This is a genomic window from Sphingobium trunci (genome assembly GCF_022664535.1).
Taxonomy (GTDB): Bacteria; Pseudomonadota; Alphaproteobacteria; order Sphingomonadales; family Sphingomonadaceae; genus Sphingobium.
On the sequence record NZ_JAKUJY010000016.1, the window covers coordinates 1 to 14875 of the forward strand.

Sequence of the window (14875 nt, forward strand, 5' to 3'; positions counted from 1 at the left end):
ATATCGAACTGGCAGTGCCCCTCCCGTCCCGGCGTGAAGAAGCGTTCATTCTGCGCATCCGCCGCTTCGAACCGCGCTGCAAAGTCCAGCGTCACCTCATAGGAGGATCGCCCGATACAAGGCCCGATCGCACAGACAATCCGGTCGCGGACAGCGCCCAGGGCTTCCATCGCCGCCACGGTCTGATCGGTCACGCCGCCCAGCGCGCCCTTCCATCCCGCATGCGCCGCGCCGATCACGCCTGCATCCCTGTCGGCAAACAAGACCGGAACGCAATCCGCGGTCAAAATGCCAAGAACCAACCCCGGCCGATTCGTCACCATCGCATCCGCCGCGGGACGATCCCTTTCCGCAATCGGGCCTGTCACCGTCACCACATCAGGGGAATGAACCTGATGAACCGTCACCAATGCCGCACCGGGCAGCAGCGCATCGCGAGCGAGATCGCGGTTGCGCATCACCGCGTCACGATCATCTTCCGAACCCAGGCCCACGTTCAACCCGGCATGAATTCCCGTAGAAACACCGCCTTGCCGACCCGCAAAGCCATGCAGAACATCGCCCAGCGCGGGTGCACGCAGCAATTCAATCATCCCTCACTCCTTCGGGCTTCCATCGGATGCGCTTTTGCACCATGTCTCAAATGCGCAACATACTTGCGCGCACGAGATTAGGCGATAGTCTCCTCCTCCCATAAGCAAAAGGGGTACGTCCGGTGACGTGCCGGGCTAAGGGAATAGAGGTCTTCATGATATTCGGGCGCGTAAAGCCTCTCGACGCCATATTGGCGACGGCGGAGAAGAAATCGCTGCATCGCTCACTGGGCGCGTTCCAACTCACCATGTTGGGTATCGGCGCCGTCATCGGCACCGGCATTTTCGTGCTGACGGCCGAAGCTGCGCAGAAGGCCGGGCCGGGCATGATGCTGTCCTTCGTCATTGCCGGCTTCGTCTGCGCCGTGGCGGCGCTCTGCTATGCGGAAATGGCCGCGATGGTGCCGGTGTCGGGCTCCGCCTACACCTACAGCTATGCGGTGATGGGCGAACTGATCGCCTGGATGGTCGGCTGGGCGCTGATCCTGGAATATGCCGTTGCCGCAGGGGCGGTGTCGGTCGGCTGGTCCGGCTATGTCGTGGGATTGCTGGAACATACCTTCCATATCGACATACCCAATCTGTTGACCCGCGGGCCGTTCGATGGCGGCATGGTCAACCTGCCTGCCATGCTGATCGCGGCGCTGGTTACGTGGCTGCTGGTCATCGGCACAAAGGAAAGCGCGACCGTCAACGCCGTCCTGGTGGCGATCAAGGTGTCCGCACTCTCGCTGTTCATCCTGCTGTCGGTGCCGGTCATGAACATGAAAGGCTTTACGCCTTTCGCCCCGCTGGGCTTTTCGGGCATTTCGGCGGCGGCCGCTTCCATCTTCTTCGCCTATGTCGGGTTCGACGCTGTGTCGACCGCCGCTGAGGAAACCAAGAATCCGCAACGCAACATGCCGATCGGCCTGATCGGCTCGCTCGGCATCTGTACCATCTTCTACATGCTGGTTGCGGCTGGGGTCATCGGCACGGTGGGCGCCCAACCGGTATATGGTCCCGCCGGAGAAGCGCTGGCGCCCGGATCGGCCGCCCTGTCGCAGCAATGCGCGGCGCTCGCGGCAGCGGGCACGGAAGCCGTCACCTGCTCGAAGGAAGCGCTGGCCTGGACATTGCGTGAAATCGGCTGGCCGCAGATCGGCAATCTGCTCGGTCTCGCCGCCGGGCTGGCGCTGCCGTCCGTCATCCTGATGATGATGTTCGGCCAGACCCGCATCTTCTTCGTCATGAGCCGTGACGGCCTGCTGCCCGCCATGTTCTCCAGGGTCCATCCGACCTACAAGACGCCGCATGTCATCACCATCCTGACCGGCATCTTCGTCGCCCTCTTCGCCGCCTTCTTCCCGGTCGGGATTTTGGCCGACATCTCGAACTCCGGCACGCTGTTCGCCTTTGCCGCCGTGTCGATCGCGGTGATGGTGCTGCGCAGGACCGATGCGGGCCGGGCGCGTCCGTTCCGTACCCCCGCCATCAACGTCACGGCGCCGATCGCGATCGCGGGATGCCTCTATCTGTTCTGGAGCCTGGGTGTCGAAACCAAGCTGATGTTCGTGGGTTGGGCGGCGGTCGGCCTGCTGGTCTATTTCGCCTATAGCCGCAGCCGCAGCCATGTCGGCCGCGGCATTGTCGATGTGCCGGAAGAGCAGACGGGCATCCCGCCGCAGCCGGTGCCCCCGCTGCCGGGCGCGCATACGCCGGGCGGGCAGGACGCCTGATCGTCATGGAAAGGGGGCGGATCATACCGCCCCTTTTTTAATGCATCGCTTCGAATTCGGCGTCGCGCAGAGCGCCATGATGGGGGCGGGTGAACAATTTCCCGCGTTCGGCCCAGGTGACGATCAGAAACGATATTGCGCCATATACGGCCAGCCCCATGGTAAGCGGCAGCGTCGATCCATCGAAGGCCCGGCCGACGATGCTCCCCAAAGCGCTCGACAGGGCGGTGGTCAGGAAGGACTGGAAGGAGGAGGCGACGCCTGCCCCCTTCGCAAAGTGTTCCATCGAAATGGCGCTGAAATTGGACGCGGTGAACGCCACCGTCATCATCGTCGCCGCCTGAAGGATCATGAAGCTGACGATCGTCTCATGCCCGGTCAGAATGACCGCCAGATGGGTGCAGTTGACCGCGACCAGCACGATCAGGGCCGTCTGGCTCAATCGTCGCGCGCCGAAACGGGACACGAGGCGGCTGTTGAGCAGGCTGCCGATCCCCATGCTGCCCGCAATGGCGGCAAAGGCGAAGGGAAAGATCTTCTGCGCCCCGAAAATGTCGAAGAAAATCTGCTGCACCGACAGGATGAAGCCGATCAGTCCGCCCATGACCACGCCGCTCGCCACCATATAGCCGATCGAACTGCGCGTGCGGACCACTGTGCCGACGGTGCGCAGGATCGTGCCCGCACTCATCCGCATGCGGTTTTCGGGCAGCAATGTCTCGGGCATCCGCACCAGCATCCATGACAGGACCAGCGTTGCAAGGATCGCCAGTGCCCAGAAAATCCATCGCCATGGCGCGATCCACAAGATCGCCTGACCGAAAGAGGGTGCCATCACCGGGATCAGCATGAACACGGCGAAGATCAGCGACATGACCCGCGCCATCGCATCGCCCCGGAACCGGTCGCGAACGATGCCCACGGTGACCACGCGGCTCGCCCCGGCGAAGAAGCCCGCGCAGGCCCGCCCGATCAGCAGCATGACGAAGCTGTGCGCCCCGGCGCAGGCGATGGAGGAGAGGATGAACATCGCCATCGCGCTGCCCAGCACCCGCTTGCGCCCGAATCGGTCGGACAGCACGCCGAACAGCAGCGAGCCGACGCCCAATCCCAGAAAATAGATGCTGATGATCAATTGCCGGTCGTTGGGATGCGGAATCGCCAGGTCGCGACCGATGGCGGGCAGCGCCGGCAGCATCGGATCGATCGACAGCGCGTTCATCGCCATCAGGCAGGCGCAGAGCAGCACGAACTCGCGGAAAGCTATGTCCTTTTCCGGGGGCATTGCGGCGGTTTCGGGGCGATCTGTCATGGCGTGGGCTATGGGGACAATCGCGCCCATGCGCCAGTCCTTTACTGCCCGCTATTTCCGTTAACCCTCATGACCGGCAGACTTCCGCCGCCGGCCTCTGTTTGGAAAAATTGGCGTTAACCATTTTTTATCGACCGCCGGTGCAGCGTGACGCCTGTCGAAAACCATCATGTCGAAATCCACGGGGGGTTCGGTTATGGCGAACAGTCTGAAGAGCGCGCAGTTTCTGATGGAAAGCCGTTTTCCCAATGCGGCGCATCAATCGGCGGAAATATGTTTTGAACTGGGGGTCGCCTATAGCTGCGGCACGGGCGATATTCCCGTCGATCTGATCGAGGCGCATAAATGGTTCAATCTCGCCGCGTTGAAGGGCAGCGAAGAGGGGCAGGCCATGCGTGCCGAGGTCGCCGAGGAAATGACGGCGCGCGAAATCGCCGAAGCCCAACGCCAGGCGCGTGCGCTGATTGCGGCCAGCCAACTCCGCGCGGCCTGAACCGGTGCTCCAGAGCGCGCTGCGTTGAATCGGACGCAGATCGGCGCGCTCATTTTTCTGGACTCGCATCGTTTCAAGCGCAAAGCCGGTTCCTGTCTTTGCGCTCGATGCCCTAAAGCCGGCCCGTTTCCCCTTTCCGGAACGGGGTCCGTCCTTGCAGCCAGAGGCGATCTCGCTGCACACCCTGTCGCTCATCCTCCAGGAAATCGGCGACGGCCCGGCGAAAGCTCGCATTGGGGATGAAATGGGCCGAATAGGTCGGTTCGGGCGCATAGCCCCGCGCCAGCTTGTGCCCGCCCTGTGCGCCTGCCTCCACGCGCCTGAGACCGCGGGCGATGGCGATATCGATCGCCTGATAATAGCAGAGCTCGAAATGCAGATGGGGCACCTCCTCGGTGCAGCCCCAATAGCGGCCGTAGAGCGTATCCGCCCCGATCAGGTTCAGCGCGCCCGCGACCGGCCGCCCGGACCGGAGCGCCAGCACCAGCAGGACCCGGTCCCCCATGCTTTCGCCCAGCATCGAGAAGAAGGCGCGGGTCAGATAGGGGCGGCCCCATTTGCGCGATCCGGTGTCCTGATAGAATGTCCAGAAGGCGTCCCAATGCGCCTCGGTCAGCGCCTCGCCGGTCAGATGGACGATCTCCAGCCCCTCGACCGCCCGTTCGCGTTCCTTGCGGATATTCTTGCGCTTGGCGCTCGACAGATCGGCGAGGAAATCGCTGAAATCGCCATAGCCGCGATTGGTCCAGTGAAACTGGCTGTCCTCCCGGATCAGCCAGCCCGCCGCCTCGAACAGCGGCACCTGATCGGGCGCGATGAAGGTCGCATGGGCGGAGGAGAGATTGCTCTGCTCCACCACCGACTCGATCCCCGCGATCAGTGCCGGGGCAAGCCTTTCGTCGCGCAGCAGCAGCCTTGGCCCCGGCACGGGGGTGAAGGGCGCCGCGAGCTGGATCTTGGGATAATAGCGCCCGCCCGCCCGCTCCCAGGCATCGGCCCAGCCATGGTCGAATACATATTCGCCCTGGCTGTGGGATTTGCCGTAAAGCGGCGCGGCGGCGGCAATCCGTCCGTCCTCCCCGTCGATCACCAGCGGCAGGGGCTGCCACCCGCTGTTGCCGCCGACGCTGCCCGACCGTTCCAGCGCGGCCAGAAAATCCCAGCTCATGAAGGGATTGCCGGTGCCGGCGCGGGCATCCCACTGGTCCTTCGGCAGGTCCGTCACGCCGTTGGTGATACGCGCGACGCATTCAGTCATGCGGCGGCTCGAAGATGATCTGGTCGGCATGCAGCGCGGCGCGTTCCTGTTCCGCCTCGCTGCGCACGGTCCATGTCAGCACGGGCAGGCCCCGTTGGCGCATGCGGACGGACAGGGATGAAGGCAGGTCGCGAATGTCACAGGCGACAAAATCGGGTTTCGCCCACCAAAGTGCAAGGGCGCGGCCCCATCTTCCGCGCCAGCCGCGCCGGTTCCGTTCCGTGACGACCAGCCCGCGCACCAGATCGGGCCGGTGGCGCGCGAACCAGCGCATGGCCATGGGATGGAAGGACATGACTGCTGCCAGCGTCATGGGCCGCCGCGCCAGCGCGTCTGCCACCGCGATGCAGATGGGCGCGACAGGCCGTCCGTCCACCTTGATCTCGATCAGCAGCGGAATGTCCGTCCCGCACAGATGGAGCAGGTCGCGCAGGCGGGGCACGCAGCCGCCGTCGGGCAGCATCCATTTATCGATCGCCGCCGCATCATGGTCGCCGATCGCGCCGGTTGCGCCCGTCATGCGCTGGAGCGAGGCATCGTGGAAGACCATCACCACGCCGTCGCGGCTCAGGCGCACGTCGCATTCGATGCCGAAATGACCGGCGATGGCGGCGGCGAAGGCCGCCATGCCGTTTTCGCTGACCTTGGCCCCATGCAGCCCGCGATGGGCGAAGGGGCGGGCGGTCAGCGCCCGAAGAACGTCAGGCCGGGCGGACAAGGACGACAGCGTCGATTTCGACCACCGCCCCCAGCGGCAGCACCGGCACGCCGACGGCACTGCGGGCATGCTTCCCGGCGTCGCCGAAAATTTCCACCATCAGTTCGGACGCGCCATTGGCGACCTTGGGCTGGTCGGTGAATTCGGGCGTGCTGCTGATGAAGGCGCCCAGCTTCACGATCCGTTCCACCCGGTCGAGGCTGCCCAGCGCCGCCTTCATCTGCGCGATCAGGTTGAGGCCGCAGGCCCGCGCCGCCCGGACACCATAGTCGAGGTCGCGGTCCTCGCCCAGCCGGCCGGTCATCAGCGTGCCGTCCGACAGGGAAATCTGCCCGGAAATATGCAGCAGGCCGTTCGCCTCCACCGCGGCGACATAGGCCGCGACCGGCGCGGCGGCTTCCGGCAGGGTGATGCCCAGTTCGCTCAGGCGGGCTTCGATGCTCATGCAGATACTCCATGGGTGGTCGGGAAATTATCCGGTGCCGGGCCTTCCGCCAAGCGGGCGGCGATCCATTTTTCCGCCGTCGCCCAATCGTCGATCCGGGCATGGGCCATCGGCGCGGCGGGAATATCGGCGGCGATTTCCGGCTCGCCCACCATATGCAGGCGCCAGACGCCGGGCGCATGGTTGGCGACCGAGCCATGATGTTCGGCCAGATCGTCGATGAACAGCGCGACGCTCGGCTGCCGTTCCGCCAGGATCGCGGCCAGCGGACGGCCCTTTCCGCCCTGGTTCCAGTGGACCGGCAGGTCGAGGCCATGGGTGGCGAGCTGCTCGGTCCGCTGCCGGTGGTGCCGTTCGGTGATGTTGGTAAGGACGACGATGTCGGCGATCCGCTGCAATCGCCCCAGCGCCTCCACCGCGCCCGCGATCGGCGTCTGGCGGTGCATCTGGCTGTCGAAGAAGCCGGTCAGCAATTCCCAGACCAGCGCCCGCTCCAGCGGCAGGCCGCTATCCTTGTGCCGCAGCGCTTCGGAAAAGCCACGCTCGCCCATGTCGAAATGCACGTCATGGCTTTCGTCCAGCCACTCGCGGAAGGGGACGACCATGTGCAGCAACACTTCATCGCAATCGGTGATGATCAGCGGGCGGCTCATCCGTGCAGCTTCTCCTTTGCAGCGACCAGCGCTTGCGGCGTGCTCTCTATGGCCTGCGCGCAGGCGACAAGATCGGGTTCATGTTCGGCCAGGAAGCCGAGGACCGCGGCCAGCATCGCCGGATCGCCCACCCCCGCGCGCAGCGTATCGGCATCCAGACCGGTCAGCGTCAGCAGCCGGTCGGCCCGCCGGTCGTCCGCCAATGTCCAGGCGAGCGCCATCAGGGCGAGGACGGTTGGCTCTTGGCCCTCGCTTGGGCTATGTTGCTTGCCATGGTTAATATCGGGGCGCATGGTTGATCTCAGCAGGGGGCGGCTTTAGAGGGCGCGCTTTCCATTTCATATGCATTTTTTCGGACGCGGGTGACTGGTGGCAAAGCGCGTGCTCGTTGTCGAGGACAACGAACTTAATCTCAAACTTTTTTGCGACCTGCTCCGCGCCCATGGGCATGAGGTGCTGCCCTTGCGCGACGGCCGCGACCTGCTGCCACAGGCGCGCGAGTTCCACCCGGACCTCGTGATCACCGACATCCACCTGCCCCATATCAGCGGTCTCGACCTCATCATCTCGCTGAAACACGACGCGCAGCTGTCATCCGTGCCGGTCATGGCGGTGACCGCCTATGCGGGGCAGGGCGATGAGGAGCGGATCAGGGGCGCGGGCGCGCAGGCCTATGTGTCCAAGCCGATTTCGGTGCTCCGCTTCATGGAGCAGGTGAACAGGCTTTTGTAATTGTCGTCGGCCGCCCCGTTCATGCGGCGGGACGCTACCGACCGGCAGCCCCTGTGCGGGCAAGGTAACAAGGAAAGGCCCGTTCCCTCTGGGGGACGGGCCTCTTCGTTCGTCCGGGGCGAAGCCCCTGCAAACCCCAAATGCCGTCGGGCGGCCTTGGCCGCCGTCAGATCACTTGATCTTGGCTTCCTTGAACTCGACATGCTTGCGCACGACGGGGTCATATTTCCGGAAGCTCAGCTTCTCGGTCTTGGTGCGCGGATTCTTCTTGGTGACATAGAAGAAGCCGGTGTCAGCCGAGCTGACGAGGCGAATCTTGACGGTTGCTGGCTTGGCCATGGCCTTAGTCCCTGGTCGTGAATATCGTGAAAAAGAAAAGCGGCCCCCAAATCTCGTATCGAGGAAGGGACCGCCCCGTTTCAGCGGTGCCCCTTGGGGCAGATTCGGTGCGATGTCAAGGCTCGTGGCCTAATCCACCGGCTCATGCTACACTTTACGCGGCCTTAACCGGCTGCGGTGCATGATCGGAGTCGGAGCCACAGGACGGGGGAGTCTTCTCCATGCGACATGATCCGATATTGGCCATTCTTGCCGATCTTCTGCGCCGCGTCGACGGGCTCGCCGGGGCACGGGGGCATGTGGCGGTGCCCCGGTTGCGCGACGAAATCGACCAGATCCGGCATATCGCGCGGGCCTTTCACATCGATACGGTGGAATGTCTGGCGGGCACGCTGCAATCGGCGCTGTCGTTGCAGGGGGCGGGACCGGTGGTCCTCTCCTATCTCGACCTGATGCGCGATGCGATCGCGGTGGAGATGCCCGAAGCCGATATCATACCCATGCCCCTGGCCCCCAAGCCGGCGGGCCTTGGGCCTCATCTTTCCGCCTGAACCCTCCGACGGCGGCCGATGGATGCCTTGCTGATCGGGCTGCTCGGCTGCCTGTTGGGGGAAATGGGGGACAAGGGCCAATGGCTGGCCCTGGCGCTCGCCAGGCGGTTCGAGCGCCGTGGCGCGGTGATCGCGGGACTGGCGGCGGCCGCCGCCGCCAATGCCGCGCTGGGCGCCATGACAGGCGCTTTTCTGGCGCCGATGCTCGGCAGCGACGCCCGGCTGCTGTTTCTCGCACTGGCGCTGCTGTTTCTTGCAGGCGGCATGGTCTGGCCGGTCAAGCCGCCCGATCCGCTCGACAACTGGCGGATCGGACCCTTTCTCACCACGATGCTGGGTCTCTTCATCCTCGGTTTCGGCGACGGCACGCAATTTCTGGTCCTCGGCATCGCGGTCCGCACCGCTGACCCGATACTTGCCGCGACCGGGGGAGCGATCGGCATGTTCGCGGCCTGGCTACCCGTGGTGCTGCTGCGCGAGCGGTTCTTCAAGGCGCTGCCGCTGCGCGCGATCCGGCTTGGGGGCGCGACGCTGATCCTCCTTGCCGCCATGGGCGCGGCCATATCGGCGCTGCATCTCGCCTGATCGACGCCTTCCATCAGTCTGAACGACAATTTCGGCGCGAAATTCCTGTCTGGCCATGGCACCTTATCGGCGACTAATCATTATATGTCCGAAACATATCCCCTGCACAGGAGCAAAGCATGACGGCCCCCGACCTCAAGACCCCTACGGACCTGCGCAGCAATGCGACCAAGTCGGTCGCGCAGGCGCTGAACGGCGTGCTGGCGGACAGCTACGCCCTCTATTTCAAGACCAAGAATTTCCACTGGCACGTTTCCGGCCCGCATTTCCGCGACTATCACCTGATGTTCGACGATCAGGCGACGCAGATCCTGGCCACCACCGACGCCATTGCCGAGCGCGTGCGCAAGACCGGCAACACCACGCTGCGCTCGGTCGGCGACATCGGCCGTCATCAGACGGTGAAGGACAATGACGCCGACTATGTCAGCCCCGGCGACATGCTGAACGAGCTGCGCGAGGATAATCTGAAGCTGGTCGAATCGCTGCGCGCCGCCAAGGCTGCGGCGACGGAGGCGGGCGACAACGCGACCGAGGGCATTATCGACGACTGGACCGACCAGGCCGAGGAACGCGCCTGGTTCCTCTTCGAAGCCGGCCGGAACGCCTGACGGGACCAAAGCCTTCCAGCCGGAACTGGAGGGCTTTGCTCTATTCTCATTCCCCGGCGATCGGTTCGATCGCCAAGATGGTGATCGCCCCCGCCTTGCCGCCGAAATCCACGGCCTCGCCTTCCTCGGCATCCATCATCGCACGGGCCAGCGGCGCGGAAAAGGCGATGCGCCCCTCCGCCGGGTCCGCCTCATCGTCGCCGACGATGGCGATCCGCTTTTCCTGGCCGTTCAGCCGATAGGTCACGCTGCTGCCGAAGGCGACCGCCTCCCCATCCGGCACCGGCCGCAATTCCGCCGTCGCCAGGCGGGTGCGCCAGTAACGCAGTTCCCGCTTGTGCTTCTTCGCATCCTCCTCGGCCATTCCCCCGGTTTCGACCGCTTCCAGCGCCTCCACCTTCTCCCGCGTCAGCCGCAGGCCGCGCGCCGTCACCCAATTGGGGCCTGGCGGCAAGGGAATCTCGAAAGTGGGTTCCAGATGCTCCTCGTCACTCTCGCGACGAAAGGCGACACTCATTGCACTCTCCTGTCAAAACGCCCCTTCGCGCTGACCCGAGGTCGAGACTGCCGATCTTCTTTTCAAGGGAAGGTCCGGGCCTCGACGTCACGGAAGCCCGAACGAGCAGGGCATCTAGGGCATGGGGGGATGCAGCCCAGGGTGGAGCGAAAATATCGGATTTCGAGAACCGGCGCGGAGCGACCTTACAGGTCGTGAGCACCGAAAGCGCAGAAAGCCGCGATTTGCAGCCCGCTCCGGGTTGAAGCCTCCCATGCCCTCAATCTTCGTCGAACAGCCCGGCGAGCTGCTCCACCATCGTCCCGCCGAGCTGCTCGGCATCCATGATGGTCACCGCGCGGCGATAATAGCGCGTGACGTCATGGCCGATGCCGATGGCGACGAGCTGCACGGGCGAGCGATTCTCGATCCATTCGATCACCTGCCGCAAATGCCGCTCCAGATAGGTGCCGCTGTTCACCGACAGGGTGCTATCGTCGACCGGCGCGCCGTCGGAAATCACCATCAGGATGCGGCGCTCCTCATGACGCGCGATCAGCCGGTTGTGCGCCCAGAGCAGCGCCTCGCCGTCGATATTTTCCTTCAGCAGCCCCTCGCGCATCATCAGGCCCAGATTCTTGCGTGCCCGACGCCAGGGTTCGTCGGCCTTCTTGTAGATGATGTGCCGCAGGTCGTTGAGCCGCCCCGGCATGGGCGGCCGTCCCGCCGCCAGCCAGTCCTCGCGGCTCTGCCCGCCCTTCCAGGCGCGGGTGGTGAAGCCCAATATCTCTGTCTTGACCCCGCACCGCTCCAGCGTGCGCGCCATGATATCGGCGCTGATCGCAGCGATGGAGATCGGCCGCCCGCGCATCGAGCCCGAATTGTCGATCAGCAGCGTCACGACCGTATCGCGGAACTCGGTGTCCCGCTCGATCTTGTAGGATAGCGAGCGTGTCGGATCGATCACGATCCGCGCCAGCCGCGCCGCGTCCAGCAGCCCCTCTTCCTGATCGAAGTCCCACGACCGCGACTGCTGCGCCATCAGCCGCCGCTGCAGGCGGTTGGCCAGCTTCGTCACCGCCCCCTGCAGGCTGACAAGCTGCTGGTCGAGGAAGCCGCGCAGCCGCAGCAGTTCATCCTCGTCGCACAGATCCTCGGCGGTCACGACCTCGTCATGCAGCAGCGTATAGGCCTTGTAATCGAAGCCCGGCGGCAGGTCCGACATCGGCCGGTTCGGGCGGACCGGCATCATGCCCTCCTCGCCCATATCGTCCGCGCCTTCCTCGCTGTCGGCATCGAACTCGTCGCTATATTCGGTCTCGCCGTCCTCGGTGTCGCCGCCCTGATCCTCGGCGCGGGCTTCGGCGAAGGCGTCGCTGTCGCCGGCCTGGTCCTCGCCGTTGTCGCCTTCCTCCTGCTGCTGCTCCTCGTCCTCGCCTTCCTCCTCGGCCTCCGAATCGTCGGTTTCAGGCGGCACTTCGGCATCGACGAGCTGGAGATGCTCCAGCATGGCCGATGTCAGCTTCTGGAAGGCGCGCTGGTCGTCGATCGCCATCGACAGCGCGTCGAGGTCGGCCCCGGCCTTGTCCTCGATCCACCGGTCGACCATCGCCAGACCCGGCAGCACGTCGCGGGGCGCGGCCTGCCCGGTCAGCCGCTCGCGCACCTTGAGCGCCAGCGCCGTGGACAGCGGCACTTCGTCCGCCGAACGCGCCCGCCGGATCGGATCGGACTTCAGCCGCAGGTCCAGCGCATGGTTGAGGTTCGCCCGAACCCCCTCCATCGCCCGCGACCCGATGGCCTCGACCCGCGCCTGCTCGACCGCGTCATAGACCGCCCGCGCCACCGTGTCGGAGGGAGCGGCCGCCCCATGCACCCTGGCATTATGATGGCGCAGCTTCAGCGCATTGGCGTCGGCAAAGCCGCGCGCCAGCGCCACCTGCTCGGCGGGCAGGTTGCGCCCCGGCGTCGGCACCTTGATCGCCTTGCCCGCCATGTGCGGCGTATCGGCGGTGAAGTTCACCTCCACCTCCGCATCGCGCGCGATCGACCGCGCCGCGCCGGACAGCACATCCTTGAAGGCATCAAGGGGCGAACGGTCGGCCATCAGTCCAGCAGCGCCTCGCGAACGGCGTCCAGCGCGGCGGCGTCCACGCCCAGCCTATCGTTCAGATAGGCCTCCAGACCGCCATGGACCTCATCCAGCGTCGCGAACAGGGCATCCAGATATTCCGCCTCCGCCCGCAGCAGCGGCTCCAGCACGTCGGGCCGGGTCAGCCGCGCCCGCGACATCAGCGTATCGCGCCGCGCCAGCAGCCAGTCCCAATCGGCATGGTCATTGGTCGCCAGATAATCCTCGACGATCGTCTGCCGCGGCACGCCCAGCGCCGCCAGCACCAGCGCCGCGCCGACGCCGGTACGGTCCTTGCCCGCCGAACAGTTGATCAGCAACGGCACCCGCCCGTCCGCGATCCGCCCGAACATCGCGCGATAGGATTCGGCATGGTCGACCGGGATCGCGCGATACAACTCGACCATGAGCTGGCGCGTTTCTTCCGCCGACCCGCCCTGTTTCAGCACTTCGCCCAGCAGGCCGCTGCTTTCGCCATAGTCGCGGCAGAAATAGTCGACCTCCGTTCCGTGCCAGAGCGTCGGTTCCGCCGTCCGCTCATTGCCGCGGCGGAAATCGCAGATCGCCCGGATGCCCAGCGAACGCAGATGATCCGCATCATCCTCGGTCAGCAGCGACATCGTCCCCGAACGATAGAGCATCCCCCGCTTCACGCGGCGCCCGTCGACGGTCGCATGGCCGCCGAAATCGCGCAGGTTGAAGGCGCTGCCAAGCGGCAGGATACCGCTTTCGGTGCGGGCGAAGGCCTCGCTCATGGCCGCTCGCCCTCCCCGACATAAGGCACGGCGATGGTCTCGATCTGCGTTTCCACCTCGCTCATCAGCTTGTGCACCGGGCATTTGGCGGCCACGGCGATCAGCCTGTCATGCTGCTCCCCGGTCAGCGGCCCGGTCAGCGCGATGCGCGTCGTCAGCCTGTAGATGCCCTTGCGCTCCTGGCTCGCGTCGCGAACCACGCCGACATGGATGCCCTCGACCGGAATATCGTTGCGCTGCGCATACCAGAGCATGGTCATGGCCTTGCACGCGCCCAGGGCCGAATCATACAGGTCATGCGGGTCCGGCCCGGCATCATGGCCGTCCGGTGCGGACATGTCCGCGATCAGCTCATGCCCTCTTATGCTGATCCGGTGGGCGGTGCCCCCCTCCGGATCGATCCGCTCGACGACGATCATGCCGCTCACGCCACCCGGTGGGCGACGCTTTCGGGCAGGTCCTTGCCGAACACGCGCTGATAATATTCGGCCACCAGCGCCCGCTCGGCCTCATCGCATTTGTTGAGGAAGGACAGGCGGAAGGCGAAGCCGATATTCTTGAAGATGAGCGCATTCTGCGCCCAGCTGATCACGGTACGCGGGGACATCACGGTCGAGATATCGCCGTTGACGAAGCCCTGGCGGGTCAACTCCGCCACCTTGATCATATTCTCGACCTCCTTGCGGCCGCCCTCATGGTCATATTCGCCCGACTTGGCCAGCACCACCTGCGCCTCGGTCGCGGCGGGCAGGTAATTGAGCGCGACCACCAGGTTCCAGCGGTCCATCTGGCCCTGGTTGATCTGCTGCGTGCCATGATAGAGGCCGGTCGTGTCGCCCAGCCCCACGGTGTTGGCGGTCGCGAACAGGCGGAACCAGGGGTTCGGCCGGATGACCCGGTTCTGGTCGAGCAAGGTCATCTTGCCGTCGGTCTCCAGCACGCGCTGGATCACGAACATCACGTCCGGACGGCCCGCATCATATTCGTCGAACACCAGCGCTACCGGCCGCTGCAACGCCCAGGGGAGCAGGCCCTCGCGGAATTCCGTGACCTGCTGCCCGTCCTTCAGGACGATGGCGTCGCGCCCGACCAGGTCGATGCGGCTGATATGCGCGTCCAGGTTGATGCGGATGCACGGCCAGCGCAGCCGGGCCGCGACCTGCTCGATATGGCTCGACTTGCCGGTGCCGTGATAGCCCTGCACCATCACGCGGCGATTATAGGCGAAGCCCGCCAGGATCGCGAGCGTGGTGTCCGGATCGAACACATAGGCGGGATCCAGGTCGGGCACCCGCTCGTCGGCTTCCGAAAAGGCCGGGATCTTCATGTCGACATCGACACCGAAGACTTCGCGCGCGTCCACTTCACGGTCGGGCGCGGCCAACAGCGTTTCGGCACGGGTATCGGGTTGGACGTTGGGGATGTCGGTCATCTTCGGGTCTCTTCGAGCGGTCTTGTCGGCAATGCCCTAACCGTCGGGAACGG

19 protein-coding genes are annotated in these 14875 nt (G+C 65.1%); 6 read left to right on the forward strand and 13 right to left on the reverse strand.

Annotated elements, in window-relative coordinates:
* On the reverse strand, positions 1–593 hold a 593-nt coding region (locus tag MJ601_RS14130; protein WP_242127493.1), incomplete at its 3' end, for a purine nucleoside phosphorylase YfiH/LACC1 family protein.
* A gap of 155 nt (positions 594–748) precedes the next feature.
* On the opposite strand from MJ601_RS14130, the gene MJ601_RS14135 reads away from it, so the two are divergent.
* On the forward strand, positions 749–2311 hold the full coding sequence (locus tag MJ601_RS14135) for an amino acid permease (RefSeq protein ID WP_242127494.1): 1563 nt from the start codon (positions 749–751) through the stop codon (positions 2309–2311).
* A 37-nt stretch (positions 2312–2348) separates the two neighbouring features.
* Here MJ601_RS14135 and MJ601_RS14140 read toward each other — a convergent pair whose 3' ends face one another.
* Positions 2349–3623, reverse strand: coding sequence for a multidrug effflux MFS transporter (locus tag MJ601_RS14140; protein ID WP_242127707.1), 1275 nt, complete (start codon positions 3621–3623; stop codon positions 2349–2351).
* A 196-nt stretch (positions 3624–3819) separates the two neighbouring features.
* Between MJ601_RS14140 and MJ601_RS14145 the strand changes: the two genes are divergently transcribed.
* Positions 3820–4116, forward strand: coding sequence for an SEL1-like repeat protein (locus MJ601_RS14145; RefSeq protein WP_242127496.1), 297 nt, complete (start codon positions 3820–3822; stop codon positions 4114–4116).
* Between the two features lie 112 nt (positions 4117–4228).
* Here MJ601_RS14145 and MJ601_RS14150 read toward each other — a convergent pair whose 3' ends face one another.
* Genes MJ601_RS14150 through MJ601_RS14170 form a run of 5 tightly spaced genes read right to left on the reverse strand, consistent with a single transcriptional unit; the run spans position 4229 to position 7483 of the window.
* Positions 4229–5374, reverse strand: coding sequence for a GNAT family N-acetyltransferase (locus MJ601_RS14150; RefSeq protein WP_242127499.1), 1146 nt, complete (start codon positions 5372–5374; stop codon positions 4229–4231).
* A complete protein-coding gene (locus MJ601_RS14155; protein ID WP_242127501.1) occupies positions 5367–6092 on the reverse strand; it encodes a glycerophosphodiester phosphodiesterase family protein in 726 nt (241 codons plus the stop codon). Before MJ601_RS14155 ends, MJ601_RS14150 begins: the two co-directional genes overlap by 8 nt.
* Positions 6076–6537, reverse strand: coding sequence for a RidA family protein (locus MJ601_RS14160; protein ID WP_242127503.1), 462 nt, complete (start codon positions 6535–6537; stop codon positions 6076–6078). Before MJ601_RS14160 ends, MJ601_RS14155 begins: the two co-directional genes overlap by 17 nt.
* Complete coding sequence (locus MJ601_RS14165) at positions 6534–7190, reverse strand: HAD family hydrolase (protein ID WP_242127505.1); 657 nt, start codon at positions 7188–7190, stop codon at positions 6534–6536. Before MJ601_RS14165 ends, MJ601_RS14160 begins: the two co-directional genes overlap by 4 nt.
* Positions 7187–7483, reverse strand: a complete 297-nt coding sequence (locus MJ601_RS14170; protein ID WP_242127509.1) for a DUF3572 domain-containing protein — start codon at positions 7481–7483, stop codon at positions 7187–7189. Before MJ601_RS14170 ends, MJ601_RS14165 begins: the two co-directional genes overlap by 4 nt.
* A 76-nt stretch (positions 7484–7559) precedes the next feature.
* Here MJ601_RS14170 and MJ601_RS14175 point away from each other — a divergent pair, with 76 nt between their 5' ends.
* Positions 7560–7922, forward strand: coding sequence for a response regulator (locus MJ601_RS14175; protein WP_242127510.1), 363 nt, complete (start codon positions 7560–7562; stop codon positions 7920–7922).
* Positions 7923–8093: 171 nt separating this feature from the next.
* On the opposite strand, the gene rpmG is transcribed toward MJ601_RS14175, so the two are convergent.
* Positions 8094–8261, reverse strand: coding sequence for a 50S ribosomal protein L33 (gene rpmG / locus MJ601_RS14180; RefSeq protein WP_007687342.1), 168 nt, complete (start codon positions 8259–8261; stop codon positions 8094–8096).
* A 221-nt stretch (positions 8262–8482) separates the two neighbouring features.
* On the opposite strand from rpmG, the gene MJ601_RS14185 reads away from it, so the two are divergent.
* The 3 genes from MJ601_RS14185 to MJ601_RS14195 all read left to right on the forward strand — a co-directional run bounded on the left by MJ601_RS14185 (position 8483) and on the right by MJ601_RS14195 (position 10008).
* The gene (locus tag MJ601_RS14185) at positions 8483–8812 is read left to right on the forward strand and encodes a hypothetical protein (RefSeq protein ID WP_242127513.1); all 330 of its coding nucleotides are present in this window, start codon (positions 8483–8485) and stop codon (positions 8810–8812) included.
* Between the two features lie 18 nt (positions 8813–8830).
* Complete coding sequence (locus MJ601_RS14190) at positions 8831–9397, forward strand: TMEM165/GDT1 family protein (RefSeq protein ID WP_242127515.1); 567 nt, start codon at positions 8831–8833, stop codon at positions 9395–9397.
* A gap of 119 nt (positions 9398–9516) precedes the next feature.
* On the forward strand, positions 9517–10008 hold the full coding sequence (locus tag MJ601_RS14195) for a Dps family protein (protein WP_242127517.1): 492 nt from the start codon (positions 9517–9519) through the stop codon (positions 10006–10008).
* A 46-nt stretch (positions 10009–10054) separates the two neighbouring features.
* On the opposite strand, the gene MJ601_RS14200 is transcribed toward MJ601_RS14195, so the two are convergent.
* The 5 genes from MJ601_RS14200 to cobS all read right to left on the reverse strand — a co-directional run bounded on the left by MJ601_RS14200 (position 10055) and on the right by cobS (position 14822).
* On the reverse strand, positions 10055–10525 hold the full coding sequence (locus MJ601_RS14200; protein ID WP_242127519.1) for a GreA/GreB family elongation factor: 471 nt from the start codon (positions 10523–10525) through the stop codon (positions 10055–10057).
* A 259-nt stretch (positions 10526–10784) separates the two neighbouring features.
* Positions 10785–12611: a cobaltochelatase subunit CobT gene (gene cobT / locus MJ601_RS14205; protein ID WP_242127521.1), complete on the reverse strand. Its 1827-nt coding sequence runs from the start codon at positions 12609–12611 to the stop codon at positions 10785–10787.
* The gene (locus tag MJ601_RS14210; RefSeq protein ID WP_242127523.1) at positions 12611–13390 is read right to left on the reverse strand and encodes a tyrosine-protein phosphatase; all 780 of its coding nucleotides are present in this window, start codon (positions 13388–13390) and stop codon (positions 12611–12613) included. The genes cobT and MJ601_RS14210 overlap by 1 nt, the downstream gene beginning before the upstream one ends.
* A complete protein-coding gene (locus MJ601_RS14215; RefSeq protein WP_242127709.1) occupies positions 13387–13809 on the reverse strand; it encodes an OsmC family protein in 423 nt (140 codons plus the stop codon). The genes MJ601_RS14210 and MJ601_RS14215 overlap by 4 nt, the downstream gene beginning before the upstream one ends.
* 5 nt (positions 13810–13814) lie before the next feature.
* Entirely contained in the window at positions 13815–14822 is a 1008-nt protein-coding gene (gene cobS, locus MJ601_RS14220) for a cobaltochelatase subunit CobS (protein ID WP_242127526.1), read from the reverse strand.
* Positions 14823–14875: the final 53 nt, after the last annotated feature.

Bases quoted from the DNA above. Each gene is read 5' to 3' on its own strand.
- MJ601_RS14135 (WP_242127494.1), top strand. From the start codon at position 749: ATGATATTCGGGCGCGTAAAGCCTCTCGACGCCATATTGGCGACGGCG.
- MJ601_RS14140 (WP_242127707.1), bottom strand. From the start codon at position 3,623: ATGACAGATCGCCCCGAAACCGCCGCAATGCCCCCGGAAAAGGACATA.
- MJ601_RS14145 (WP_242127496.1), top strand. From the start codon at position 3,820: ATGGCGAACAGTCTGAAGAGCGCGCAGTTTCTGATGGAAAGCCGTTTT.
- MJ601_RS14150 (WP_242127499.1), bottom strand. From the start codon at position 5,374: ATGACTGAATGCGTCGCGCGTATCACCAACGGCGTGACGGACCTGCCG.
- MJ601_RS14160 (WP_242127503.1), bottom strand. From the start codon at position 6,537: ATGAGCATCGAAGCCCGCCTGAGCGAACTGGGCATCACCCTGCCGGAA.
- MJ601_RS14165 (WP_242127505.1), bottom strand. From the start codon at position 7,190: ATGAGCCGCCCGCTGATCATCACCGATTGCGATGAAGTGTTGCTGCAC.
- MJ601_RS14170 (WP_242127509.1), bottom strand. From the start codon at position 7,483: ATGCGCCCCGATATTAACCATGGCAAGCAACATAGCCCAAGCGAGGGC.
- rpmG (WP_007687342.1), bottom strand. From the start codon at position 8,261: ATGGCCAAGCCAGCAACCGTCAAGATTCGCCTCGTCAGCTCGGCTGAC.
- MJ601_RS14185 (WP_242127513.1), top strand. From the start codon at position 8,483: ATGCGACATGATCCGATATTGGCCATTCTTGCCGATCTTCTGCGCCGC.
- MJ601_RS14190 (WP_242127515.1), top strand. From the start codon at position 8,831: ATGGATGCCTTGCTGATCGGGCTGCTCGGCTGCCTGTTGGGGGAAATG.
- MJ601_RS14195 (WP_242127517.1), top strand. From the start codon at position 9,517: ATGACGGCCCCCGACCTCAAGACCCCTACGGACCTGCGCAGCAATGCG.
- MJ601_RS14200 (WP_242127519.1), bottom strand. From the start codon at position 10,525: ATGAGTGTCGCCTTTCGTCGCGAGAGTGACGAGGAGCATCTGGAACCC.
- cobT (WP_242127521.1), bottom strand. From the start codon at position 12,611: ATGGCCGACCGTTCGCCCCTTGATGCCTTCAAGGATGTGCTGTCCGGC.
- MJ601_RS14210 (WP_242127523.1), bottom strand. From the start codon at position 13,390: ATGAGCGAGGCCTTCGCCCGCACCGAAAGCGGTATCCTGCCGCTTGGC.
- MJ601_RS14215 (WP_242127709.1), bottom strand. From the start codon at position 13,809: ATGATCGTCGTCGAGCGGATCGATCCGGAGGGGGGCACCGCCCACCGG.
- cobS (WP_242127526.1), bottom strand. From the start codon at position 14,822: ATGACCGACATCCCCAACGTCCAACCCGATACCCGTGCCGAAACGCTG.